This window comes from Bradyrhizobium sp. Gha (assembly GCF_900113735.1).
Taxonomy (GTDB): domain Bacteria; phylum Pseudomonadota; class Alphaproteobacteria; order Rhizobiales; family Xanthobacteraceae; genus Bradyrhizobium.
The window spans coordinates 20,103-42,186 of record NZ_FOQM01000054.1 but is presented as its reverse complement, the minus strand read 5'-3'; the positions used below and the strand labels follow the sequence as shown (position 1 = coordinate 42,186).

General features: G+C 64.7%; 22 protein-coding genes, 1 tRNA gene and 1 riboswitch. Of the genes, 17 read left to right on the top strand and 6 right to left on the bottom strand.

All coding sequences use genetic code 11. The annotated features are described in order from the left end of the window. Window positions 1-503: 503 nt before the first annotated feature. Window positions 504-896 carry a Co2+/Mg2+ efflux facilitator ApaG/CorD gene (gene apaG / locus BM222_RS36765; RefSeq protein ID WP_177243683.1) on the bottom strand — a complete coding sequence of 131 codons (393 nt, stop codon included), beginning with the start codon at window positions 894-896 and terminating at the stop codon, window positions 504-506. A 179-nt stretch (window positions 897-1,075) separates the two neighbouring features. Here apaG and BM222_RS36760 point away from each other — a divergent pair, with 179 nt between their 5' ends. The 3 genes from BM222_RS36760 to BM222_RS36750 are packed head-to-tail and all read left to right on the top strand — an operon-like array spanning window position 1,076 to window position 4,116. After that, window positions 1,076-2,332, top strand: a complete 1,257-nt coding sequence (locus BM222_RS36760; protein WP_092239542.1) for an OpgC domain-containing protein — start codon at window positions 1,076-1,078, stop codon at window positions 2,330-2,332. After that, a complete protein-coding gene (locus BM222_RS36755; RefSeq protein ID WP_092239541.1) occupies window positions 2,332-3,102 on the top strand; it encodes an SGNH/GDSL hydrolase family protein in 771 nt (256 codons plus the stop codon). The genes BM222_RS36760 and BM222_RS36755 overlap by 1 nt, the downstream gene beginning before the upstream one ends. Window positions 3,103-3,114: 12 nt before the next feature. Continuing rightward, the gene (locus tag BM222_RS36750) at window positions 3,115-4,116 is read left to right on the top strand and encodes an SGNH/GDSL hydrolase family protein (protein WP_092239540.1); all 1,002 of its coding nucleotides are present in this window, start codon (window positions 3,115-3,117) and stop codon (window positions 4,114-4,116) included. A gap of 71 nt (window positions 4,117-4,187) precedes the next feature. Here BM222_RS36750 and BM222_RS36745 read toward each other — a convergent pair whose 3' ends face one another. Further along, window positions 4,188-5,375: an O-succinylhomoserine sulfhydrylase gene (locus tag BM222_RS36745; RefSeq protein WP_177243682.1), complete on the bottom strand. Its 1,188-nt coding sequence runs from the start codon at window positions 5,373-5,375 to the stop codon at window positions 4,188-4,190. A 72-nt stretch (window positions 5,376-5,447) separates the two neighbouring features. Then, a riboswitch (SAM riboswitch) is annotated at window positions 5,448-5,527 on the bottom strand. A 106-nt stretch (window positions 5,528-5,633) separates the two neighbouring features. On the opposite strand from BM222_RS36745, the gene BM222_RS36740 reads away from it, so the two are divergent. The 4 genes from BM222_RS36740 to BM222_RS36725 all read left to right on the top strand — a co-directional run bounded on the left by BM222_RS36740 (window position 5,634) and on the right by BM222_RS36725 (window position 10,112). Then, window positions 5,634-6,740 carry a 2'-deoxycytidine 5'-triphosphate deaminase gene (locus BM222_RS36740; protein ID WP_092239538.1) on the top strand — a complete coding sequence of 369 codons (1,107 nt, stop codon included), beginning with the start codon at window positions 5,634-5,636 and terminating at the stop codon, window positions 6,738-6,740. A 174-nt stretch (window positions 6,741-6,914) separates the two neighbouring features. Next, window positions 6,915-7,325, top strand: coding sequence for a PAS domain-containing protein (locus BM222_RS36735; RefSeq protein WP_092239547.1), 411 nt, complete (start codon window positions 6,915-6,917; stop codon window positions 7,323-7,325). A gap of 124 nt (window positions 7,326-7,449) precedes the next feature. Next, entirely contained in the window at window positions 7,450-8,502 is a 1,053-nt protein-coding gene (locus BM222_RS36730; protein WP_092239537.1) for a hypothetical protein, read from the top strand. A gap of 167 nt (window positions 8,503-8,669) precedes the next feature. Further along, complete coding sequence (locus tag BM222_RS36725; protein WP_092239536.1) at window positions 8,670-10,112, top strand: MATE family efflux transporter; 1,443 nt, start codon at window positions 8,670-8,672, stop codon at window positions 10,110-10,112. Here the strand turns inward: BM222_RS36725 and BM222_RS36720 are convergent. From BM222_RS36720 to BM222_RS36705, 4 genes are all read right to left on the bottom strand, one after another. Continuing rightward, window positions 10,109-10,522 (bottom strand): hypothetical protein, encoded by a 414-nt coding sequence (locus tag BM222_RS36720; RefSeq protein ID WP_177243681.1) that lies wholly within the window; start codon window positions 10,520-10,522, stop codon window positions 10,109-10,111. The genes BM222_RS36725 and BM222_RS36720 overlap by 4 nt on opposite strands. A gap of 100 nt (window positions 10,523-10,622) precedes the next feature. Beyond that, a complete protein-coding gene (locus BM222_RS36715; protein WP_092239534.1) occupies window positions 10,623-11,015 on the bottom strand; it encodes an SRPBCC family protein in 393 nt (130 codons plus the stop codon). 144 nt (window positions 11,016-11,159) lie between these two features. After that, window positions 11,160-11,519 (bottom strand): VOC family protein, encoded by a 360-nt coding sequence (locus tag BM222_RS36710; RefSeq protein ID WP_177243680.1) that lies wholly within the window; start codon window positions 11,517-11,519, stop codon window positions 11,160-11,162. A 54-nt stretch (window positions 11,520-11,573) separates the two neighbouring features. Beyond that, window positions 11,574-12,413, bottom strand: a complete 840-nt coding sequence (locus BM222_RS36705; RefSeq protein WP_092239532.1) for a helix-turn-helix transcriptional regulator — start codon at window positions 12,411-12,413, stop codon at window positions 11,574-11,576. Between the two features lie 319 nt (window positions 12,414-12,732). On the opposite strand from BM222_RS36705, the gene BM222_RS36700 reads away from it, so the two are divergent. From BM222_RS36700 to BM222_RS36655, 10 genes are all read left to right on the top strand, one after another. Beyond that, a tRNA-Gly gene (locus BM222_RS36700) sits at window positions 12,733-12,806 on the top strand. A 172-nt stretch (window positions 12,807-12,978) separates the two neighbouring features. Next, entirely contained in the window at window positions 12,979-13,560 is a 582-nt protein-coding gene (locus BM222_RS36695; protein ID WP_092239531.1) for a helix-turn-helix domain-containing protein, read from the top strand. A gap of 10 nt (window positions 13,561-13,570) precedes the next feature. After that, on the top strand, window positions 13,571-14,035 hold the full coding sequence (locus BM222_RS36690; protein ID WP_177243685.1) for a GNAT family N-acetyltransferase: 465 nt from the start codon (window positions 13,571-13,573) through the stop codon (window positions 14,033-14,035). 89 nt (window positions 14,036-14,124) lie between these two features. Then, entirely contained in the window at window positions 14,125-15,183 is a 1,059-nt protein-coding gene (locus tag BM222_RS36685) for a LacI family DNA-binding transcriptional regulator (RefSeq protein ID WP_092239529.1), read from the top strand. Between the two features lie 72 nt (window positions 15,184-15,255). Continuing rightward, window positions 15,256-16,713: a xylulokinase gene (xylB, locus tag BM222_RS36680; protein ID WP_092239528.1), complete on the top strand. Its 1,458-nt coding sequence runs from the start codon at window positions 15,256-15,258 to the stop codon at window positions 16,711-16,713. After that, window positions 16,710-18,032 carry a xylose isomerase gene (gene xylA, locus BM222_RS36675; RefSeq protein ID WP_092239527.1) on the top strand — a complete coding sequence of 441 codons (1,323 nt, stop codon included), beginning with the start codon at window positions 16,710-16,712 and terminating at the stop codon, window positions 18,030-18,032. The genes xylB and xylA overlap by 4 nt, the downstream gene beginning before the upstream one ends. 12 nt (window positions 18,033-18,044) lie before the next feature. Continuing rightward, entirely contained in the window at window positions 18,045-18,809 is a 765-nt protein-coding gene (locus tag BM222_RS36670) for an ATP-binding cassette domain-containing protein (protein WP_092239526.1), read from the top strand. Further along, on the top strand, window positions 18,809-19,879 hold the full coding sequence (locus tag BM222_RS36665; RefSeq protein ID WP_177243679.1) for an ABC transporter permease: 1,071 nt from the start codon (window positions 18,809-18,811) through the stop codon (window positions 19,877-19,879). The genes BM222_RS36670 and BM222_RS36665 overlap by 1 nt, the downstream gene beginning before the upstream one ends. Window positions 19,880-20,069: 190 nt before the next feature. Continuing rightward, window positions 20,070-21,002, top strand: a complete 933-nt coding sequence (locus BM222_RS36660; protein ID WP_092239524.1) for a sugar-binding protein — start codon at window positions 20,070-20,072, stop codon at window positions 21,000-21,002. A gap of 100 nt (window positions 21,003-21,102) precedes the next feature. Beyond that, window positions 21,103-22,083, top strand: coding sequence for an aldo/keto reductase (locus BM222_RS36655; RefSeq protein ID WP_092239523.1), 981 nt, complete (start codon window positions 21,103-21,105; stop codon window positions 22,081-22,083). Window position 22,084: the final 1 nt, after the last annotated feature.

Here is a 22,084-nt window from a genome sequence, read left to right as displayed (position 1 = left end):
CCGCCATGCGCGAACTCGCGCTGACCCGCTTGTCTTCCTTCGGCATCAAGAAGGCAAACGCAATGGCTTTGCGTCGCCCAGTCGACCCCGACGAACCATTGTGCACCGTCGACCATGATAGGGATCTCCTCCTCCTTCTCGAAGCGGGCCACCGCGATCCTGATCGATCCCTGTACTGGCGCTCTCGGCGCAATGACCTCCTACTGGATCTCGACCGCGGCCGCTCCGTCGGGGCGCGGTTCCTACGCAGGTGCTCAGGCACAGGTGGATAAGGCTGCTCCCGGCAGATCGGCCCGTGCTGCCAGTCTACATCATTGGACTGGCGCCGAACGACAAGAAGGGTACAGGGTGGATTAGCCCCGCGGATTGCGCGAAGCAAACCGCTCGGCGTAATCCACCTCTTTTGTTTTTTGTTTCTGTGGAAACGGACGGCGGTGGATTACGCCTTCGGCTAATCCACGCTACCGGGCTGCGCTTCGCTCGCCATGACGTGGACGCAGCCCCTAATTCAACACCCGCTTGTGATCAGGGCTGTCGAGCGAGAACGTCGGCACGTCGATCTCGAAACGTTCGCCGCTTTCGCTGACCATCTGGTAGCGGCCCGTCATGAAGCCGGAGGCGGTCGTGAGCGGGACGCCGGAGGTGTATTCGAAGCGCTCGCCGGGGGCTAGCGTCGGCTGCTCGCCGATCACCCCCTCGCCCCGGACCTCCTGCTGGCGCCCCGTGGCGTCTGTGATGATCCAGTGCCGCGTGCGCAGTTGCACCGTCTCATTGCCGGTGTTCGTGATGACGATGGTGTAGGACCAGAAATAGCGGGAGCGCTCGGCCGAGGACTCCCCCGGCACGAAATTGGGCTCGACGGTCACTTCGATCTGGCGGGTCACGGCGCGGTACATGGCTGCCATCATAACGAAAACCCCGCCGGGAACCAAACGCCGCAGGCGGTCCCGGCGACATCGTCCCGCCAGAATTCACGAGGAAGTAGGCCCTGATGTGATCCAGCCGCTTTGCGAGGCGGCGACAGGACCGGTACACTCCCCGTACGTCGCGATTTGCGGAAGGGTTTTTGGCCCCGATGACCATTGCCGATCAAGTGACGGGATCGACGATCGCGGGAACTGCAGGAGCCAAACCTGCGGAGGCCAAGCCGCGCGTTACTGCGCCAGCCATCACGCTGCCTGCCATCGGCGAGCGCGAGCTCAGGCTTGACCTGTTCCGGGGGCTCGCACTGTGGCTCATCTTCATCGACCATCTTCCGCCGAACCTGCTGACCTGGTTCACGATCCGCAACTACGGCTTCAGCGACGCGACCGAGATCTTCATCTTCATCTCCGGCTACACTGCCGCCTTCGTCTACGGCCGCGCGATGCTGGAGAACGGTTTCGTCGTCGCCACCGCGCGTATCCTGCGGCGTGTCTGGCAGATCTATGTTGCTCACGTATTCCTGTTTACGATCTTCCTCGCCGAAATCTCCTACGTCGCGACCAGCTTCGAGAACCCGCTCTATACCGAAGAGATGGGCATCATGGATTTCCTCAAGCAGCCCGACATCACCATCGTGCAGGCGCTGCTGCTGCGCTTCCGTCCCGTCAACATGGACGTGCTGCCGCTCTACATTGTCTTGATGCTGGCGCTACCGCTGATCCTGTGGTCGATGAAGCGGCGGCCCGACGTCACGCTCGCGCTCTCGGCCGTGCTCTATGCGGTGACGTGGGAATTCGACCTGTACTTCTCGGCCTATCCGAACGGCTTCTGGGCCTTCAATCCGCTCGCCTGGCAATTGCTGTTCGTGTTCGGAGCATGGTGCGCGCTCGGAGGTGCACGACGCATGTCGCGCATTCTGGCGTCCCCCGTGACGATGTGGATCTCGATCGCCTACATCGTGGCGGCGTTCTACGTGACGCTGACCTGGTACGTGCCGCAACTCTCGCACTTCATGCCGAAGCGCCTCGAGCAGTGGATGTATCCGATCGACAAGACCGACCTCGACGTATTGCGCTTCACGCATTTCCTGGCGCTGGCCGCGCTCACCGTACGCTTCCTGCCGCGGGAGTGGCCCGGCCTTAGATCGCCGTGGTTGCGGCCGCTGATCCTGTGCGGCCAGCATTCGCTGGAGATATTCTGCCTCGGCGTCTTCCTGGCCTTTGCCGGTCACTTTATCTTGGCGGAGGTCGCCGGCGGACCAGCCATGCATGCGCTGATTAGTCTCTCGGGAATCCTGATCATGTGGGCGGTGGCCTGGGTCATTTCGTGGTACAAGCGCGTGGCCGACAAGAGCGGTGCGAAAACCAAAAACGCCGTCGGCAATGCCGATCTGGCGGGAGGGGGCTGATGAAGGCGAGGGTTCTCCTGAGCCTGATCCTGCTATGCGGTGGCCTCGCCGCGCCTTCGGCGCGCGCGGACGATGCTGTGCCCGCCGCGCCCGCCGCCTGCGAAGTGCCGCCTTATCTCCTTGCCACAGACAGCCAGCTCCACAAGGTCGCGGACACCGTCAAAGCAGGCAAGCCGCTCGAGATCCTGGTCATCGGCAGCCGCTCCACCACCATTCCGGCCCAGGAGGACAGTTCCTATCCGGCGCGGATGCAGGCCATCTTGAAGGAGAAGCTGACGCCTGCAGAGACCGTGCACGTCTCCGTAGAAATACAGAGCAAGAAGACGGCGGAGGAGGCCGCGAGTACTTTCGTTAATCTTATGGAAGCCAAAGCTCCTACTTTGGTCATCTGGCAGACCGGGACGGTGGATGCTATCCGATCCATCGATCCCGAGGATTTTCGTGGCGCCGTGACCGAAGGGGTCGCTGCGCTGCAAAATGCAGGGGCCGACGTCGTCTTGATGAATTTGCAGTACAGCCCGCGTACCGAAACCATGATCTCGGCGCCGCCCTATCTCGACAACATGCGGGTGGTGGCGCAGGAGCATGATATTCCGCTGTTCGACCGTTTCGCGATCATGCGGCAGTGGAATGATCAGGGTCAGTTCGATCTGTTCAGCCCTTCCCGCGGCCCTGAGCTGGCGAAGCAGGTCCATGATTGCCTGGGCCGGGCGTTGGCGCAGTTCGTGATCGACGCTGCCCATCTGGGGCCGGCCCAGCAGCAAAATTGAGGTTTAGCGTTAATGAGTTCTCTCCGCCCTTTTGCCCCGTCGACATGGCTGACCGCGCCCGCGGCGGTGGCGCTGCTGATGCTGGCGCCGGTGCTGCAGGCACCTGCTCACGCGCAAGCAGCCGAGGCGACGTCCGCGCCGCAGCAGGCCCCTAATCCCGCATCCGCATCGCCGTCTCAGACCACGGTCGCCACGGCCAGCCAGCCCGCAGGCGAGCAGCGCGGTCTCACGTCGCGCGCCATCGACAAGGTGAAGCAGGTCGCCAAATCCGCCGGCGACATTTTTAGTCGTGTGCCCTGTTTGTCGCCGAAGGGCGGCGCCAATCCCATGGGCTCGCTGCCGCATGTCGCCAACAAGCTCATTGCCGGCAAGCCCGTCGTGATCGTCGCGTTCGGCTCGTCGTCGACGGCCGGCTATGGCGCGAGCTCGCCCGACTACAACTATCCGAACCGCCTCGCCGGGCAGCTACACCGGCAATATCCCACTGCCGACATCACCGTCATCAATGCCGGTGTGGGCGGCGAGGACGCGCCCGAGATGATGAAGCGCCTCCAGACGCAAGTCATCGATGTGCATCCGGACCTCGTGATCTGGCAGGTCGGCACCAACGCCGTGCTGCGCAATCTCGATCCCGGCGACACTGCGAAAATGGTCGAGGACGGCGTCGCCCGCATCCAGGCCGCCGGCGATGCCGACGTCGTGCTGGTCGACCCGCAATATTCTCCGCGCGTCACCGAGCGTCCCGAGAGCGCAAGCAAGATGGTGAAGCTGCTCGGCAAGGTCGCCCAGCTCCGTCACGTCGGCATCTTCCCGCGCTTCGAGGTGATGCGCGAGTGGCACGAGAAGCAGGCGCTTCCGGTCGAGAGCTTCGTCATCGCCGACGGCCTGCACATGAACGATTGGGGCTACGCCTGCTTCGCGCAGTTGCTGGGCGATGACATCATCCGCTCGGTCGGGCAGATCAAGTTGGGCGTGAACGTGCCCGCGGACGTGCGGACGTATCGGCCGATGTAGAGGCGAGTGTGGAAACGCGAGTAGCGAACAGGGATTGATCCATTCGCCACTCACCGTTCGTCATTCGCCCGTCACGCCTTCTCCAGCGCCGCCGTCAGATCCTCGATCAGGTCATCCGCGTGCTCGAGCCCGGCCGAGAAGCGAATGAATCCCTCGCCGATGCCGAGCTCGGCGCGCACCTCCGGCTTCAGCCGCTGATGCGTCGTCGTCGCAGGATGCGTGACGAGGCTCTTGGCGTCGCCGAGATTGTTCGAGATCTTTGCGAGCTTCAGCTCGTTGAGCACGCGGAACGCAGCCGCCTTGCCGCCCTTCACCTCGAAGCCGACCAGCGTCGAGCCGCCGCGCATCTGCTTCTTCACCAGCGCCGCCTGCGGATGATCCTCGCGACCGGGATAGACCAGCCGCGCGATCTTCGGATGGCTCGCCAGCACGTCGGCGATGCGCGCCGCGGTATCGGTCTGCGCACGCACGCGCACGCCTAATGTCTCCAGGCCCTTGAGCAGGACCCAGGCGTTGAACGGCGAGATCGACGGGCCGGTCTGGCGCATGAAATTGTGGACGTGCTCGGCGATGAAGGCTTCCGAGGACAGGATGATGCCGCCGAGACAGCGGCCCTGGCCGTCGATGTGCTTGGTCGCGGAGTAGACGACGACGTCGGCGCCGAGTGCAAGCGGACTCTGCCAGATCGGCGTCGCGAACACGTTGTCGACCACGAGCCGCGCGCCGCCACTGTGCGCGATCTCGGCGATCGAGGGAATGTCGAGCACGTCGAGTGTCGGGTTGGTCGGGCTCTCCAGGAAGAACGTCTTGGTATTGGGCTTGAGCGCGCGCTGCCATTCGTCGAGATTGGCGCCGTCGACCAGCGTGGTCTCGATGCCGTAGCGCGGCAACAAATCCTGAATGACGTAGAGGCACGAACCGAACAGTGCGCGGGAGGCCACGACGTGATCGCCGGCCTTGAGCGGCGCCAGGATTGCCGTCGTCACCGCAGCCATGCCTGTTGCCGCCGAGCGCGCCGCTTCGGCGCCTTCGAGCTCGATCATGCGGCGCTCGAACATCGCAATCGTCGGATTGGAATAGCGCGAATAGATGAAGCCGGGGTCCTCGCCCTTGAACCGCGCCTCGCACTCCTCGGCGCTGCTGTAGACATAGCCCTGAGTCAGGAACAGCGCCTCCGACGTCTCGCCATATTGCGAGCGCAGGGTGCCGGAATGGACCAGGCGGGTTTCGGGGCGGTAGTTGGCAGGCGACTTCGACATAGGACCCTCCGATATGACCGTCGAGCGAAAACGGTCACAAAAAACCGGCCTGGATATCTCCACGGGCCGGGATCACAGAGGTCCCCGGCCTGTTTAGCGACTTATTTAACGTGGCTGCAAGCCGGCCGGCTCAAATCACCACGGGATAAGTGATGCTCATATTCCGCAATGCCCTTTTCGTCAAGGCGTCCATCGGATAGCCGTAAAAGGCTGATATTTCCCGCATGTCCGGATGCATTTGACGATGAGGACCCCCGGTTGACGTTCACGGTTGCCGCCGACGCCGATGGTATCCTGCCGGACCGCATGATCGCGGCGATGGCGGAAGCGGGCCTCATCCTGCCCGCATATGATTTCGTCGAAAGCCAGATTCAGCCGGCGAGCCTCGATCTGCGTCTCGGCGACATCGCCTACCGCGTGCGTGCGAGCTTCCTGCCCGGCCCCGGCGCCACCGTCGCGGAGCGCATCGACCAGCTGAAGCTGCATGAATTCAGCCTCGCTGACGGCGCGGTGCTCGAGACCAACTGCGTCTACATCGTGCCGCTGCTGGAAAGCCTCGCGCTGCCGCCGGAGATCGTTGCGGCCGCCAATCCGAAAAGCTCGACCGGGAGGCTCGATGTCTTCACCCGCGTGATCGCCGACGGCACCCGCCGTTTCGACATGATCGGCGCCGGCTATCACGGACCGCTCTATGCCGAGATCAGCCCGAAGACGTTTCCGGTCTTGGTGCGTGAGGGCTCGCGCCTGTCGCAGGTGCGCTTCCGCACCGGTGACGCCATCCTCAACGCCGACGAACTCGATGGCTTGCACGCCAACGAGCGTCTCGTCGACATCGACGATGCCGATCTCACCGGCGGCGTTGCGGTCTCGGTCGATCTCTCCGGCGAGAAGGGCAGTGGCTTCGTCGGCTACCGTGCCAAGCGCCACACGGGTGTGGTCGACGTCGATCGCCGTTCCGGCTATGCGGTGGAAGATTTCTGGGAGCCGATCTCGGCCCGTCCCGACGGCAGCCTGATCCTCGATCCCGGCGAGTTCTACATCCTCGCCTCGAAGGAAGCCGTGCAGGTCCCGCCCGATTACGCCGCGGAGATGGTGCCGTTCGACCCGCTGGTCGGCGAATTCCGCGTGCACTATGCCGGATTCTTCGATCCCGGCTTCGGTTATGCCGGCGCCGGCGGGCAAGGCGCGCGCGCCGTGCTTGAGGTGCGCTCGCGCGAGGTGCCGTTCATCCTCGAGCACGGCCAGATCGTCGGCCGTCTCGTCTACGAGAAGATGCTGGCGCGCCCGGACGCCATGTACGGCCAGCGCATCGGTTCCAACTACCAGGCGCAGGGCCTCAAACTCTCGAAGCATTTCCGGGTGTAGCTTCACACTCCTCCGCCGTCATGCCCCCGGCTTGATCGGGGCATCCAGTACGCCGCAGCCTCCCGATTTGATCGCTACTGCCTCGGAGTACTGGATCGGTCGATCAAGTCGGGCGATGACACCGAATGTGTGGCAGGATGCGCCGCAAAATCCAGCGACATGCGAGGTGGCGACATGACCGATCAATCCCAACTCGACGCGCAGATCCTCGACGACGTCGCCGACGCGCTCATCTATGCCGACCGTTCCGGCACGATCACGCGCTGGAATCGCGCATCCACCACGCTGTTCGGCTTCCCGGCAGACGAGGCACTTGGTCAGAATCTCGATCTGATCATTCCCGAACATCTGCGCGCCGCGCATTGGAAGGGGTTCGAGGCGGCGCTCGCCAGCGGTGCGATGAAGCTCGCGGGCCGGCCGACGCCGACCCGCGCGCTGCACAAGAGCGGACGCAAGCTCTACATCGAAATGACCTTTGCCTTGGTGCGGGATGCAAGCGGCGCCGTGCAGGGATCGGTCGCGATGGCGCGAGATGTCACCGAGCGCGTCGAACGCGAGCGGGCCGCCAAAGCTGCGCACAATTAAAGCCCTCGCAAACTTCGTGATGCGCAATTGACGAGCCCCCTTACAGGGCGCCCTGCACGCGCCTCATGTTGCCTGCTGGCATCCGCAGTGACACACTCGATCAAAACAACGATCGGGAGTGAACATGAACGCCACAGCAGACGCCGCGCAAGCAGCGCAATGGAAATGCTGGCGCGGGGTCGCCGATCTCTACCACGCCTACTTCACCGGCCTCATCCTCACCGTGGTGACGCGGCGCGGTACGGCGGATGCCGCCGAATTCGTCTTTCGCGTGTTTCGCCGCCAGCAGCAGGAGCGCTTCCTGCCGGGGCTCAGGAAGCTCGGGATCGAGCATCTGCCGCCGGCAGTCGCTGCCGCGCAGTATCACTACCTCTCCAACTGGATCGGCGGCGTGCATGTCGAATACATGTATGAGAGCGACACCAAGGCCTGGATCCGCTATCCGCCGCCGCGCTGGATCTGGAAGGGCACCGCGATCTGCGGCGTGCCGGGTGAGGTCTCGCGCGCCATGCTGAAGGGATGGCACGCCAACAACGGCGTCGCGCTCGGCGATCTCAGGCTCGGCTTCGTCTGCACCAAGCAGAGCGTCGACGGCCAGGACGGGTTGGAGGGCTATTATCATCAATACGACCATCCGCTCGAGCTCGACGAGCGCCTGGTGTTCGCGCGGCATCTCCAAGCGCCGCTGTTCGATGCGCCGACCGCGCCGGCTTTGCCGGTCGCGAGCTGGCCGAAACCGCGGCTGGAAAAGGCCCATCGCAACTACGCCATGGAATATGTGCGGACGGCGGCACCGGTGATGGTGCAGCTGTTCGGGCCGGACGATGCCGGATATCTCCTGCAGCTCACCGGGAAGCTGATCGGCATGCAGTATTTCGATGACGTCGCAGCCGCGCTCTGTATGACACGTGGCGGCGCGAGCGAGTTTGCCTCGTTCCTCAAAGCGTTGTTCGCCGCCCAGGACGACGCGGCCGAGACCACGCGATCCGAAGGCAGCTTCGAAATCCGCCAGCAGAGCTGGAAGCTGATGGACGACGTCGCCGATTATCACGGCGCCTGCACCAAGGTGCTGCTGGGACTGTTCGAGGGACTCGCGGCGGGATGCGGCCGGCACATCGGCGTCCACCTTCGCCAAACGGCAGGCGGGCGTCCGCCGTTAGCTTGGACGGTCGGTTAATTCCACCGGCTGAAATGCGCTGCCGCAGGGCACGCCTGCACCTGACGCAGGAGGAATCGGCAGCCGGCGTGCTAACAAGTGTGCACCCGCGCTTTCCGCGCGAGCAAATTGATTGATGCACCTAAGCATTGCCACGCCGCAAATGGCGCTTGTGTCCGGGAGAGGAAATGACTGAGGTCGCCGAGATCCCGGTCGATGTGCAGGAACGTCCGCTGCCGCGGCCACCGCGCCCCGCGCGGAGTGCGCTGACCGACGGGCCGATCCTGCGCACGCTGCTCTCTCTTGCCTGGCCGAACGTCGTCGCTCTGTCCGCCGGCACCTGCGTGGTGATCGCGGAGACCTCCTATATCGGACGTCTTGGCGTGGAGGCGCTGGCTGCGATGGCGCTGGTGTTTCCGACCGTGATCCTGACCATGACCATGTCGGGCGGTGCCATGGGCGGTGCGGTGGCCTCCGCCATCGCACGCGCGCTCGGCGCCGGCGATCGCGAGCGCGCGGGGACGCTCGCCGCGCATGCGCTGTTGATCGGCATCAGCTTCGGCCTCGTGTTCATGCTGGGCATGCTGATCTTCGGGCCCCAGGTGCTCACGATGCTCGGTGGCCGAGGCACTGTGCTGGCGCACGCGATTGCGTACACGCAGGTGTTCTTCGGCGGCGCCGTGCTGCCCTGGCTGCTCAACACCATGGCCGGCGTGCTGCGCGGCACCGGCAACATGAAGCTGCCGTCGCTCCTGATCCTCAACTCCGCGGTCTGGCAGATCGTGCTCGGCGGCTCGCTGGGCCTCGGGCTCGGACCGTTCCCGCAACTCGGCATGCGCGGGGTCGCGGCCGGCGCGCTGATCGCCTACTCCATGAACATCTGCGTGATGGGCTGGTATCTGTTTTCCGGCCGCGCCCGCGTCGTGCCGAAGCTGCGTGGGCTTCGCATCCAGTGGTCGATGTTCTTCGACATTTTGAAGGTCGGCGCCATCGCCTGCTTCTCGCCGCTGCAATCGGTGCTGACGATCTCGATCTTCACCCACATGCTGGCGAAGTTCGGCACCGCGACCCTCGCCGGTTATGGCATCGGCGCGCGGCTCGAATTCCTGCTGACCTCGATCGCATTCTCGTTCGGAATCGCCTCCGTGCCGATGATCGGCATGGCGGTCGGCGCCGGCCGTATCGGCCGTGCGCGGCGCATTGCCTGGATCGCGGGCGCGAGTGCCTTCGTTGCCGTCGGTGCGCCGGCCTGCCTCATCGCCTTGTTCCCCGATCTCTGGGTCAACATCTTCACGGACAGCGCCACGGTGCGCGCGACCAGCCATCAATATCTGTCGACCGTGGCGCCGTTCTACGCCTTCATCGGCCTCGCCTCGACGATGTACTTCTCCTCGCAAGGCGCAGCCAAGGTGGTCGGCCCGGTGCTGGCGCAGACGGCGCGCTTGATCTACATCTCCGCCTGCGGCTGGTGGCTGTCGACCCACGACGCCACCGCGCAAAGCTTCTTCTGGCTCGCCGCGAGCTCGATGGTCGTGCTCGGCCTGCTCTCATCCTCCAGCGTGGTGCTGACGCGCTGGGGACCGCGCGCAGCGAAACCCGCCGTTCGGCCCGTGCTGTCGGTTGCCGACTAGCGATGCCTGTGGCGGCGATGGCCGCCACCGCCGCCGACGTTGGCGAGCCGCATGATCTGCGGGATCATCGCCATCATGTCGCCGCCGCCGGCGCCGCCGAGCATGCCCATGATATCGCCGCCGCCCATGCCCATCGGGATGGAGCCACCGCCCATCATGCCGCCGAACCCGCCGCCGCCGTTCTCCATCATGCGGCTCATCATCGGCCCCATGGTCTGCATCAGCATGGCGAAGCGGCGCTTGCCCATCTTCGCCTTCATCATCTCCAGCATCGGCGCCATCTGGGTCATCATGTCCTCGCCTCCGGCACCTCCGAGGCCTGAAAATTGCGCGTTCGCCGGCGCGCTCGAAATCGAAAACAACAGCAGCACGGCAGCTGCCTGGCAGATCAACTTGTCCGCACCTCTCATGGCATGCTCCTCGCGTGCGTGGCGTCGCCGGGAGAGCGAGGCCGTCAGGACGCACGCGGCCATGGTTACGGCGAATAAGGGGCGGGCTCTGTGAGAAAGATCACGCCGGGAAAGCCTTTTGCATGGCGATCACGGCGGCCTTGGTCTGCTCCTGCACATAAGGTGCAAGCTCGTTCGGCAGCATGTCGATGATCCAGACCAGGCGGCATTTCGTCTCGCCGTCGGCGATCACCTGCACCGCAGCGCTGTAATGCTTCAGCCGCTCGTTGTTGATCGCGTAGACCAATCGCTGCCTGATATCGTCGCAATCGACCAGCACTTCGCGCGCGACCGAACCATTGGCAAAGGTGACGATGCGCGCGTCGCCGTCGAGCTGGCATGCGGTAACGAACCCCGGCACCAGCCGCCGAGGCAGCGCGCCGAAATCGCGCACCGCGTCCCAGACGTCGCGGGCCGGGGCGGGGAGGGAGACGTCGTTGTGGATGGAGGCCATGAAAGTGTCCTTGATTTCGGCAGGTGGTCGCCAAGTCCTCCGTCATTGCGAGCGCAGCGAGGCAATCCAGACATGTCTCCGTTGAAACAGTCTGGATTTGCTTCGTCGCAAGGGCTCCTCGCAATGACGGAGTTCGTGGCCAGCTCACGTACAAACCGCCTCGACATTATTGCCGTCAGGATCGATCAAGAACGCCGCATAATAGGTCGGGCTGTAATCCTTGCGCGGCCCGGCGCCACCATTGTCATGGCCCCCGTTCTTCAGCCCCTCGCGGTGAAACGCCTTCACGGCGTCCTGATCCCCGGCGCGAAACGCGATATGCGCGCCGTCGGCCTTGCGTCCCTTGTTCAGATGCAGCCAGAGCGCCGGCTCGCCGTTCGGCCCGAAGCCGGCATAGCCGTCGCCGCTCGAGCACAGCACGTAGCCGAGCGGCGCCAGCACCGCCGTGTAGAAACGCGTGGCGGCGTCGAGGTCGGCAACGCGCAGTCCGATATGGTCATACATGGTCATCTCCATTTGCAAAGCGCGCTCAGTGACGCGCGATGGAGGCGACCCTAGTCAGTTGAGCGCGAACCGCTCTTGGAGAATCTTGCGCTCGCCTCTCGCAGCCTGCCGAAACCTGGTCGGCGACAGGCCGGCGGCGCGGTGGAAGGTGCGGACGAAGTTGGAGAGGTCGCCGAAGCCGACGTCATAGGCGATGTCGGTGACCGCGAGATCGTCGTCACTGAGCAGGCGCGCCGCATGCCGCAGCCGCGAGCGCACCAGATATTGATGCGGGGTGACGCCGAGCACGTTGGAAAACAGCCGCAGGAAATGGAACGGACTCAGATTCGTCAGACGCGCGGCTTGTTCGAGATCGATCTCCGCGTGCGAATTGTCATCGATCCACAGCGCGGCCTCGACGGCGCGGCGGCGATCGCGCGCCGTCGGCGCCACTCGTTTGCGCGGCTTGTCCGAGACGACATCGACAAAGCGGCCGGCGAGGATCTGGCCGACCTCGTCGAGCCCCAAGTCGCTGTTGCCATCTGCCGCCGTCTGGGCGAGCTCGCCCAGCACCATCAGCTCGGGCAGCGGCGGCGTCGCGCCGACCTGCCAGGTCTCGCGTCGTCCGCCGAGCGCGTCGACCAGGTCCGCGCTGAAGAAGAAGGAGAGGCAGACGTCGCCACAGACATGCTCGTGCGTGCAGGTGTATTCGTCGCCGGGCGCGCCGACCAGCAACGAGCCTGCCACCAGCTCAAAGAAGCCGGCCCGGCAATGGCAGCCAAAGCTTCCAGAGCGGACGTAAGCGATGGAATGACCGTCGCGGCATTCCGCAAACGGCATGTCGCCCGGTCCCGCGTCGCAGCGAAACTCGGAGACCGTCATCGTCCGTGACGTCAGCAGCGTGGTCGCATCCATCCAAGGTATCTAGGAGGGCGAACGCGGCAGGGCAACCGGCGGCAGAACCTCCAATAGCCTCTTGCTTTCGATCGGACGGGCACCACGCCGGAATTGCCCCAGAGGATGCCGCAACGGCCCATGGCCGTGTCAAACATTGCGCAAGCACGCCCCACCTATTGCACGTTCCTCACTCCCGGCCGCGATCATAACACCGCCACAATCGGGCGCCCCCGGCATCTTACCAGGACGTTAACAACTGTCGCGCCCCGGCACGCCAAACCGCTTGGCGACGGACACCGTCTCGGGTAATCAGGATGGGCGCAGGACACGCGCGTAAGCGGGCGTAGTTCAATGGTAGAACGGCAGCTTCCCAAGCTGCATACGAGGGTTCGATTCCCTTCGCCCGCTCCAGACTTCCTCCCCGATGCCATTTGCATTCGACTCAGCTGCCGGCCGCTCACGGCCGCGCCAACATTCCAATATATTAGCCCTTCGCTCCGGGCACGCACCGTTCCTCCGGCCTAAGCTCTTCCGGGCCGGCGGATGCGGTCCATGTGCCGGGCGTTGTTCGGATCGGAAGACCATGGACCAGCAAAAACTCGATCGCGCGATCGGTCGCCGTTTGAAGACTTTGAGAACCCAGGCCGGCATGACCTTGAACGAGCTCGCCAGCCGCTCCGGTGTCAGCCGGGCCATGATCGGTCGCGTCGAGCGGGCGCAGAGCAGCGCCACCGCGGCGCTGCTCAACAAGCTCTGTTCGGCGCTCGATGTCTCGCTCAGCGATGTCGTGGCGCTGTCCGAGAAGCCGCCGGAGCGGCTGACGCGGCTCGCCGACCAGCCGCAATGGCGCGATCCTGAAAGCGGCTACCGGCGCCGCCACGCCTCCCCGGTCGATGCGGCGAGCGGCATCGAGATCATCGTCGTCGATTTGCCTGCCGGTGCGCGGGTGCCCTACAGCCCCTGGGGCCGCAACGCCTTCACCCAGCAGCTCTTGATGCTGGAGGGCGCGGTCTGCGTGCATATCGACGCCAAGACGGTGCGCCTGCGCGACGGCGACTGTCTCGACTTCGACGTCATGCGCGCGGTGATTTTCGAGAACGAAACCAAACAGGATGCCCGCTACGTCGTCATCACCAGGCGCGGCACCTCCTACGGGAAAATATGATGTCATGACGATGCAGATCCGCACCGGCGACACCTTCGATCCGCGCGTCGTCGCGCTGCTCGAGCATCACGTTGCGGCCGCGCGGGCCCAGACCGCTCCCGGCAGCGCGCATGCGCTCGATCTCGCAGACCTTCGCGCCAGTGACATCGCGTTCTGGACCGGCTGGGATGGCGAGGCCCTGGTCGCGACCGGCGCGCTGAAGACGCTCTCGATGGACCACGGCGAGGTGAAGTCCATGCACACGCTCCAGACCACGCGCCGGCGCGGCTTTGGTGGCCTCATGCTCCGCCACATCATCGCCGAGGCGCGCAAGCGTGGCTTCAAGCGGCTGAGCCTCGAGACCGGCTCGTGGGACTATTTCAAGCCGGCGCACGCGCTCTACCAAGCCCACGGTTTCGTGCCGTGCGATCCGTTCGCGGCCTATGTCGAAGACCCCAACAGCCTGTACCTGACACTTGATCTGGCGCGCCGGTAGCTGAGGCCCGCGCAACCGGGAATCGAAATTCCGGTCTTGTCCCTCAAAATGAGTTGCGCACCTCAAAACACCTCTGCTAGCCTTCAGCCATGGCCGAAGACACCGCCTCCGCTGCGTTGACGCTGAGGGATATCGCCCGCGAGGCCGGTGTCAGCTTAGCCACGGTTGATCGTGTCCTGCACAAACGGCCCGGCGTGCGGCCGGATACGGTGCGGCGCGTGCTGGAGACGATCGAGCGGAACGCCTTCCAGCCCCATGTTGCGGCCGCCGAGCTGGCCCGCGGCCGTGCCCGCCGCTTTGCTTTCGTGATGCCGACCGGGGCCAACCCCTTCATGCTGCAGATCCAGGCCTATCTCGGCGAGATGTCGGGCTGGCTTTCCGCGCGCCGCCTTGCCGTCGAAATGGTCATGACCGACGTGTTCGATCCGTCCGTGCTGGCGGCCGCGCTGGAGCAGCTCGCCGGCAGCGACTATGACGGCATCGCCGTCGTCGCGCTCGACCATCCGAGCGTGCGCGCCGCCATCAACGATCTCGTCGACAGCGGCGCCAAGGTCGTGACACTGGTCTCGGACGTGCCGTCCTCGCGCCGGCACCATTATGTCGGCATCGACAACATCGCCGCCGGCCGCACCGCCGGCGCGCTGATCGGCCGCCTTGTCGGCCCGGGACGTGGCTCAACTCCGGGCAAGGTCGCCATCATCGCGGGCTCGCAGGGCCTGCGCGACCATGCCGAGCGCATTTTTGGCTTCAACCAGGTGATGGCGTCGGAATTTTCGCACCTCGAAATCCTGCCTCTGCTCGAAGGGCGCGACGAGGACGACCGCTCCGAGCAGCTGATATCCCGGCTGCTCGCCAGGCATCCTGATATCGTCGGCCTCTACAATGTCGGTGCCGGCACGCAAGGCGTGGCCAAGGCCCTGACCGAGGCCGGCCGCGAGAAGCAGATCGTGTTCATCGCCCACGATCTCACGGCGATGACGCGAAAATTGTTGCTGCAGGGCACGCTGGATGTCGCGATCTCGCAGAATCCGGGGCACGAGGCGCGAGCCGCCGTGCGCGTGCTGCTGTCGCTGGCGCGTCAGGAGCCGATCTTGAGCGAACAGGAGAATATCCGCATCGACATCTTGATGCGGGACAATCTGCCGTAGTAGCGGCCAAAAAGAGGACGGTCCGCGGACAGGCGACGGAGATCGCCAAGCGGGCCAGCAAGGGAGGACGAATTGTATCTCGGACTGGATATCGGCACGTCCGGTGTGAAGGCGGTGCTCGTGAACGAGGTTGGCGCGGTTGTCGCGACGGCCGCGCGCGAGCTTGCGCTGTCGCACCCCGCGCCGCTGTGGTCCGAGCAGGATCCGGATGCCTGGGTCCAGGCATCGATCGGCGCCATCGACGATCTCGCTGTCACCCATCCACGTGATGTCGCCGGCGTGCGCGGCATCGGGCTGTCTGGCCAGATGCATGGTGCGACGCTGCTTGGTGCGGATGGACGCCCGCTGCGCTCCGCGATCCTCTGGAACGACGGCCGCTCGCATGCCGAATGCGTGGAGCTCGAGCGCCGCTGCCCGTCGCTGCATGCCATCGCCGGCAATCTGGCGATGCCCGGCTTCACCGCGCCCAAGCTGCTTTGGGTCTCACGGCACGAGCCCGATGTCTTCAAGCGTCTCACCAAGGTGCTGCTGCCGAAAGCCTATGTGCGCTATCGCCTCACCGGTGAGATGGTCGAGGACATGTCGGACGCTGCCGGAACGCTGTGGCTCGATGTCGGCAGACGCACCTGGTCGGCGGAGCTGCTTCACGCCACCGGGCTCGACCTGCATCACATGCCGCGCCTCGTCGAGGGCAGTGAGGTGAGCGCGGTGCTTGCGGGCGAATTCGCGCAGCGCTGGGGCATGGCCAAGAACGTCGTGATTGCCGGCGGCGCCGGCGATAATGCCGCGAGCGCGATCGGACTTGGCGCGATTGCATCCGGCGATGCCTTCCTCTCGCTCGGCACCTCCGGCGTCATCTTCCGCGTCACCGATAATTTTGCGCCGGCGCCTGAAGCGGCCGTGCACGCCTTCTGCCATGCGCTGCCCGGGCTCTGGCACCAGATGGGCGTGATGCTGTCGGCGGCGGCCTCGCTCGCCTGGCTCGCCGATGTGATGGAGGTGCCGGCCGCGACGCTGCTGGCGCCGCTGGGCGAGCGCGTTGACGGTCCGAGCCCGGTCAAATTCCTGCCCTATCTCGACGGCGAGCGCACGCCGCACAACGATGCCGCCGCGAGCGGCGCTTTCGTCGGCTTGCGCGGCGCGACCGGCCGCAACCAGATCGTACAATCCGTGCTTGAAGGCGTCGCCTTCGCCGCGCGCGACAATCTGGCGGCGCTGAGTGCTGCGGGCGGGGCGATCACCGAGGTGGATCTCGTGGGCGGCGGTTCTCGCTCGCCGCTCTGGGCACAGATCTGCGCCGACGTGCTCGGTATTGATGTCCATCGTGTCGAGGAAGGCGAGGTCGGCGCCGCGCTCGGTGCTGCCAGGCTCGGCCGGCTCGCCGCCACCGGCGAGAATCCCGCGCAGGTCTGCACGCGTCCGCGGCGCCTTGCGACATCAACACCAAGCCCATCGCGCACTGCGGCCTATGACGAGGCCTATCAGCAGTGGCGCAAGCTCTATCCCGCGCTGAAGGAGTTGTCCCTGTGAACATGTTACCAAAATTCTTCGGCGCAGCCGACCCGGTCTCCTACGGCGGCAAGGACGCCAAGGCCCCGCTGGCGTTCCGCTGGTACGACAAGGACCGAATCGTCCACGGCAAGCGGCTCGAGGATCATCTGCGCTTTGCGGTCTGCTACTGGCATTCGTTCTGCTGGCCCGGCGGCGATCCCTTCGGCGGCGAGACGTTCCTGCGCCCATGGCATCACGGCTCCGACGCCATGGCGATGGCGCGCGCCAAGGCCGACATCGCCTTCGAACTGTTCCGCCTGCTCGACGTGCCCTTCTTCACATTCCATGATGTCGATGCCGCGCCTGAAGGCGCGAGCCTTGCCGAATCCGTCGCCAACCTCAATGCGATCGGCGATGTCTTCGAGAAGAAGATGGCGTCAGCGAAGGTACGGCTGCTGTGGGGCACCGCGAACCTGTTCACGCATCGTCGCTACATGGCGGGTGCGGCGACCAATCCCGACCCTGACATCTTCACCTATGCCGCCGGCCAGGTCCGCGCTGCGCTCGAGCTGACGAACCGGCTCGGCGGGCAGAACTATGTGCTGTGGGGCGGCCGCGAAGGCTACGAGACGCTGCTCAACACCGATCTCAAGCGCGAGCTGGACCAGCTTGGCCGTTTCGTCTCCCTCGTGGTCGAGCACAAGCACAAGATCGGCTTCAAGGGGCCGCTCCTGATCGAGCCCAAGCCGAAGGAGCCGACCAAGCATCAATATGATTTCGACGTCGCCACCTGCTACGGTTTCCTGCAGCGTTATGACCTGCTTGACGACGTCAAGCTCAATATCGAGCAGAACCATGCCATCCTTGCCGGCCATTCCTTCCAGCATGAGGTGGCGCTGGCTCAGGCGCTCGGCGTGTTCGGCTCGCTCGACATCAACAGAGGCGACGACCTGCTGGGCTGGGATACCGACCAGTTCGCGATGAACGTGCCGGAGTTGGCGCTGGTGTTTCACGACATGCTGAAGGCGGGCGGCTTCTCCACCGGCGGTCTCAATTTCGACGCCAAGATCAGGCGTCAATCGATCGACCCGGACGACCTGATCCACGCCCATGTCGGCTCGATGGATGCCTGCGCGCGGGCGCTGATTGCCGCGGCCGACATGCTCGACGCCGAGGCGCTGACGAGGCCGCTCGCCGACCGCTATGCCGGATGGACGAATAGCGAAGGGCAGGCCATCATGGCAGGCAAGCGCTCGCTCGCCGATCTCGCCGATCGTGCGCTCGCTTCCGGCTTCGATCCGCAGCCGCGGTCGGGGCGGCAGGAATATCTGGAATCTCTCGTTAATCGGTACGTCTGAGCGAGGCCGAGCATGACAAATATTCAAGGAGACGGCTCGCCGGTGCTGGAGCTGACCGGCATCGGCAAGGAGTTCGGCGCCATCCGCGCGCTGCATGGGGTCAACATGCATGTCCATCCGGGCGAAGTGGTCGGCCTGATGGGCGACAACGGCGCCGGCAAGTCGACGCTGGTCAAGATCATCGCGGGCAATTTCCGCCCAACCCACGGCGAGATTCGCTTCGACGGCAATGCCGTCCATTTCAGCCGGCCGGTCGATGCCCGTGGGGTGGGCATCGAGGTGGTCTATCAGGACCTCGCGCTCGCCGACAATCTGACGGCTGCAGCCAACGTGTTTCTCGGTCGCGAGCTGAAGCGCAAATTCGGCCCCGTGGCATTGCTCGATCACAAGGCGATGGCGGCACGTGCGCTGGAATTGTTCGGTGAGCTGCGCTCGGAGACGCGGCCGTATGACCTGGTCAAGCAGATGTCCGGCGGTCAGCGCCAGGCGGTGGCGATCGCCCGCACCCGGCTGTCCAACGCCAAGCTCGTGATGATGGACGAACCGACCGCCGCCATCTCCGTACGCCAGGTCGAGCAGGTGCTGGGCCTGATCCACCGCCTGAAGGAGCAAGGTGTCGCCGTCATGCTGATCTCCCATCGTATGCCGGACGTGTTTGCCGTCTGCGACCGCGTCATCGTCATGCGCCGTGGCGAGAAGCGCGCGGACAAGCCGATCCACGAGACATCCCCCGAAGAAGTCACCGCCCTGATCACCGGCGCGAAGGAGGCGGCGTGATGGCCATGCCCCTGGAATCCCCCGTCACGTTCTCCAACGTCGGCAAAACCAAGTGGTGGCAGCGCGGCATCTTTGCCTCGCAGACCGGCTACGTCCTGCTGGCGCTCATTGTGCTGATGATCGTGATGCGTTTTGCCAGCCCCTATTTCTTCACCGAAGGCAACATGCAGAACGTGGCGAAGAACTTTTCCTTCATCGCCATCGCCACGCTCGGAATCACGTTCGTCATCATCACCGGCGGCATTGATCTCTCCGTCGGCTCGATGATGTGTTTTTCCGCCATGATCACGTCCATGGTCATGGTCGAGCTGTCGGCACCGGGATCGTCCTTCGTCCATCTGGCCGCCGATGGAAAGACGGTCGTCGCCAATGTGCCCGGATTGATCCTGTTGATTTCGGTGCTCGCAGGTCTGTTCGTCGCGTTCATCGTCGGGCTTTTCAACGGCTTCTGCATTGCGGTGCTCGGGCTGTCGCCCTTCGTCACGACGCTAGGCATGCTCTCGATCGTGCGCGGGCTCGCTTATGTCGTTTCGAATGGCCGCGGCAGCTTTCCGGGCGGCCCGGACGCCGAGACGTTCTACGCCTTGACCTCGGGCGACGTGCTCGGTGTGCCCGCGCCCTTCATCTATCTGGTGATACTCGCCGTGCTGATGGCGGTCGTGCTGCATCATACGAGCTTCGGTCGCCACGTCTTCGCGCTCGGCGGCAACGAGAAGGCGGCGGAGTTGACCGGCATCCCGGTCGCGCGCGTGAAGATCGAAGTCTATGTGATCTGTGCGCTCGCCGCCGGCCTGCAAGGCATCATCATCTCGGGCTGGCTGGGATCAGCGCCCGCGAACATGGCGACGTCCTACGAGCTCAACGTCATCGCCGCCGCCGTCATCGGCGGCGCCAATCTCGCCGGCGGCCTCGGCGGTCCCTTGGGCGCCATCGTCGGCTGCGTGCTGCTGGAGGTGATCCGCAACGGCCTCGTGCTCGCGCAGGTCAACTCGTACTGGCAGCAGACGCTGGTGGGCGTGATCATCATCCTTGCCGTGCTGGTCGACCGCATCCGCTCGCGCATGACTTAGCGCATGATCCGGAAAAGTGTGAAGCGGTTTTCCGGAAAGATCATGCTCGAACAAAGACCTGAAGCGAAATGATGATCAATCCAGATCTCATCGCGCTTCAGGGGGTTACTCCGGAAGGACAACGAAACATCGTCTATCCGCCTGCCGGAGCATCACAAATGGATAGGCATCACAGTGTGGAGGGAAAGCAATGAAGAAGCTGTTGTTGGCCGGCGTGACCATCGCGATGATGGCGACCCCGGCATTCGCCCAGACCTACAAGTTCGCCGTCGTTCCCAAGGCGATGAACAATCCGTTCTTCGACGTGGCGCGTGACGGCTGCATGAAGCGGGCCAAGGAACTCGGCAACGTCGAGTGCATCTACAAGGGGCCGATCGAGCACGAGCCGGCGACGCAGGCGCAGATCATCCAGGACTTCATCACCCAGAAGGTGGATGGGCTCGCGATCTCGGTTGCCGACGTTGCGTCCATGACCAAGTCGATCGAGGCTGCGACCGCGGCCGGCATCCCCGTCATCACGTTCGACGCGGACGCGCCGGGCTCCAAGCGCATCGCCTATATCGGCACCAACAACAAGGACTTCGGCCTCGCGCTGGGCAAGCAGTTGCTTCAGCTCCGCCCTGAAGGCGGCAAATATGCCATGGTCTCCGGCGGCCCGGGTGCCAAGAACCTTGCTGAACGCGTCGACGGCGTGCGCGAAGCGCTCAAGGGCTCGAAGTGGGTCGAGGTGCAGGGGTCGCCGACCTTCTGCAACGACGATTCCACGCTTGCGGTCCAGCAGATGACGGATCTACGAACCGCGACGCCGGACCTCGCCGCGATCGTTCCGGTCGGCGGCTGGCCGATGTTCGCCCCTGAAGGTTTCAAGGCGTTCGTCAACAAGAACAAGAAGGACATCGACAGCGGCAAGCTGACGCTCGTCGTTGCCGATACGCTGAAGATGCAGCTGGAGTTGCTGCGCGACGGCTACTCCAACGCGCTCACCGGCCAGCGCCCGTTCGAAATGGGCGAGAAGTCGATGGACACGTTGCTCGCGATCAAGAAGGGCCAGAAGGTTCCGGAAGTGATCTACACCGGTCTCGATCTCGTGACCAAGGATAACGTCGCCCAACTCTTGAAGTAGGCACGTCGAGCGGGAACGTCACCCAGCCCCGACGTTCCCGCGCTACACTCCCTCTCCCGCCCTGCGGGGGAGGGAGCGCTGCTTTTGGAGGAAGATGGCAATGAAGCGTAACCGGCTTGCTGACGGTCTCGACGTCACTTCGATCGGCCTCGGTTCGGCGCCGCTCGGCGGATTGTTCTCGGCGGTCAGCGATGCGGATGCGGAGGCGACACTCGCGGCCGGCTGGTCGGCGGGCATCCGCTTCTACGATACCGCGCCGCTCTACGGCTTCGGCTTGGCGGAACAACGACTGGGTGCCTTCCTGCGGCAACAGAAGCGCGAGTCCTATGCGATCTCGACCAAGGTCGGCCGCCTGCTGCGCGCGCCTGACGCCACGACCGTCGAGGACGATCATTACAAGGGCACGCCCGCACTGCGCCCGCAATACGATTTCAGCTATGATGGCGTGATGCGCTCGGTGGAGGAGAGCCTCGGGCGCCTCGGGCTCGATCGTGTCGATGTTCTGCTCGTGCATGATCCCGATGATCACTATGAGGCTGCCGTGAGCGGTGCTTTCCGCGCGCTGGTGCGTCTGCGCGAGGACGGCACGGTCAAGGCGATCGGTTCGGGCATGAACCAGTGCGAGATGCTCACGCGTTTCGCCGAAGCCGTGCCGGTCGACTGCTTTCTGCTCGCCGGGCGCTACACGTTGCTCGACCAGGGTGCGCTGGATGCGCTATTTCCCGTTTGCGTTGCCAAGGACATCGGCATCCTGCTCGGCGGCATCTACAACAGCGGTATCCTGGCCAATCCGCATTCGGGTGCGAAGTTCAACTACGAAGACGCCGACGCGGCACTCGTTGCGCGCGCGATCGAGCTCGACCAGCTCTGTCGCAAGCACGGCACCGAGCTGAAGGCCGCCGCGCTGCAGTTCTGCACGGCCCATCCGGCCGTGACGGTGGCCGTCATGGGGGCGCGCAACGCTGCCGAGGTCGCCGACAACATCGCGATGTCCGGGCGCGCGGTGCCGCACGCCTTCTGGCAGGAGTTGCGCGCCAGGAAGCTCGTGGACCCGCGGGCGCCGCTGCCGGGGGGAGCGTGAG

Coding starts and splice junctions, on each gene's coding strand:
- BM222_RS36710 (WP_177243680.1), bottom strand. CDS start 11,519: ATGTATGACCATATCGGACTGCGCGTTGCCGACCTCGACGCCGCCACG.
- apaG (WP_177243683.1), bottom strand. CDS start 896: ATGTACCGCGCCGTGACCCGCCAGATCGAAGTGACCGTCGAGCCCAAT.
- BM222_RS36660 (WP_092239524.1), top strand. CDS start 20,070: ATGAAGAAGCTGTTGTTGGCCGGCGTGACCATCGCGATGATGGCGACC.
- BM222_RS36670 (WP_092239526.1), top strand. CDS start 18,045: ATGACAAATATTCAAGGAGACGGCTCGCCGGTGCTGGAGCTGACCGGC.
- BM222_RS36735 (WP_092239547.1), top strand. CDS start 6,915: ATGACCGATCAATCCCAACTCGACGCGCAGATCCTCGACGACGTCGCC.
- BM222_RS36725 (WP_092239536.1), top strand. CDS start 8,670: ATGACTGAGGTCGCCGAGATCCCGGTCGATGTGCAGGAACGTCCGCTG.
- BM222_RS36755 (WP_092239541.1), top strand. CDS start 2,332: ATGAAGGCGAGGGTTCTCCTGAGCCTGATCCTGCTATGCGGTGGCCTC.
- BM222_RS36655 (WP_092239523.1), top strand. CDS start 21,103: ATGAAGCGTAACCGGCTTGCTGACGGTCTCGACGTCACTTCGATCGGC.
- BM222_RS36690 (WP_177243685.1), top strand. CDS start 13,571: ATGCAGATCCGCACCGGCGACACCTTCGATCCGCGCGTCGTCGCGCTG.
- BM222_RS36685 (WP_092239529.1), top strand. CDS start 14,125: ATGGCCGAAGACACCGCCTCCGCTGCGTTGACGCTGAGGGATATCGCC.
- BM222_RS36720 (WP_177243681.1), bottom strand. CDS start 10,522: ATGAGAGGTGCGGACAAGTTGATCTGCCAGGCAGCTGCCGTGCTGCTG.
- BM222_RS36715 (WP_092239534.1), bottom strand. CDS start 11,015: ATGGCCTCCATCCACAACGACGTCTCCCTCCCCGCCCCGGCCCGCGAC.
- BM222_RS36760 (WP_092239542.1), top strand. CDS start 1,076: ATGACCATTGCCGATCAAGTGACGGGATCGACGATCGCGGGAACTGCA.
- BM222_RS36750 (WP_092239540.1), top strand. CDS start 3,115: ATGAGTTCTCTCCGCCCTTTTGCCCCGTCGACATGGCTGACCGCGCCC.
- BM222_RS36705 (WP_092239532.1), bottom strand. CDS start 12,413: ATGGATGCGACCACGCTGCTGACGTCACGGACGATGACGGTCTCCGAG.
- BM222_RS36730 (WP_092239537.1), top strand. CDS start 7,450: ATGAACGCCACAGCAGACGCCGCGCAAGCAGCGCAATGGAAATGCTGG.
- BM222_RS36695 (WP_092239531.1), top strand. CDS start 12,979: ATGGACCAGCAAAAACTCGATCGCGCGATCGGTCGCCGTTTGAAGACT.
- BM222_RS36745 (WP_177243682.1), bottom strand. CDS start 5,375: ATGTCGAAGTCGCCTGCCAACTACCGCCCCGAAACCCGCCTGGTCCAT.
- BM222_RS36665 (WP_177243679.1), top strand. CDS start 18,809: ATGGCCATGCCCCTGGAATCCCCCGTCACGTTCTCCAACGTCGGCAAA.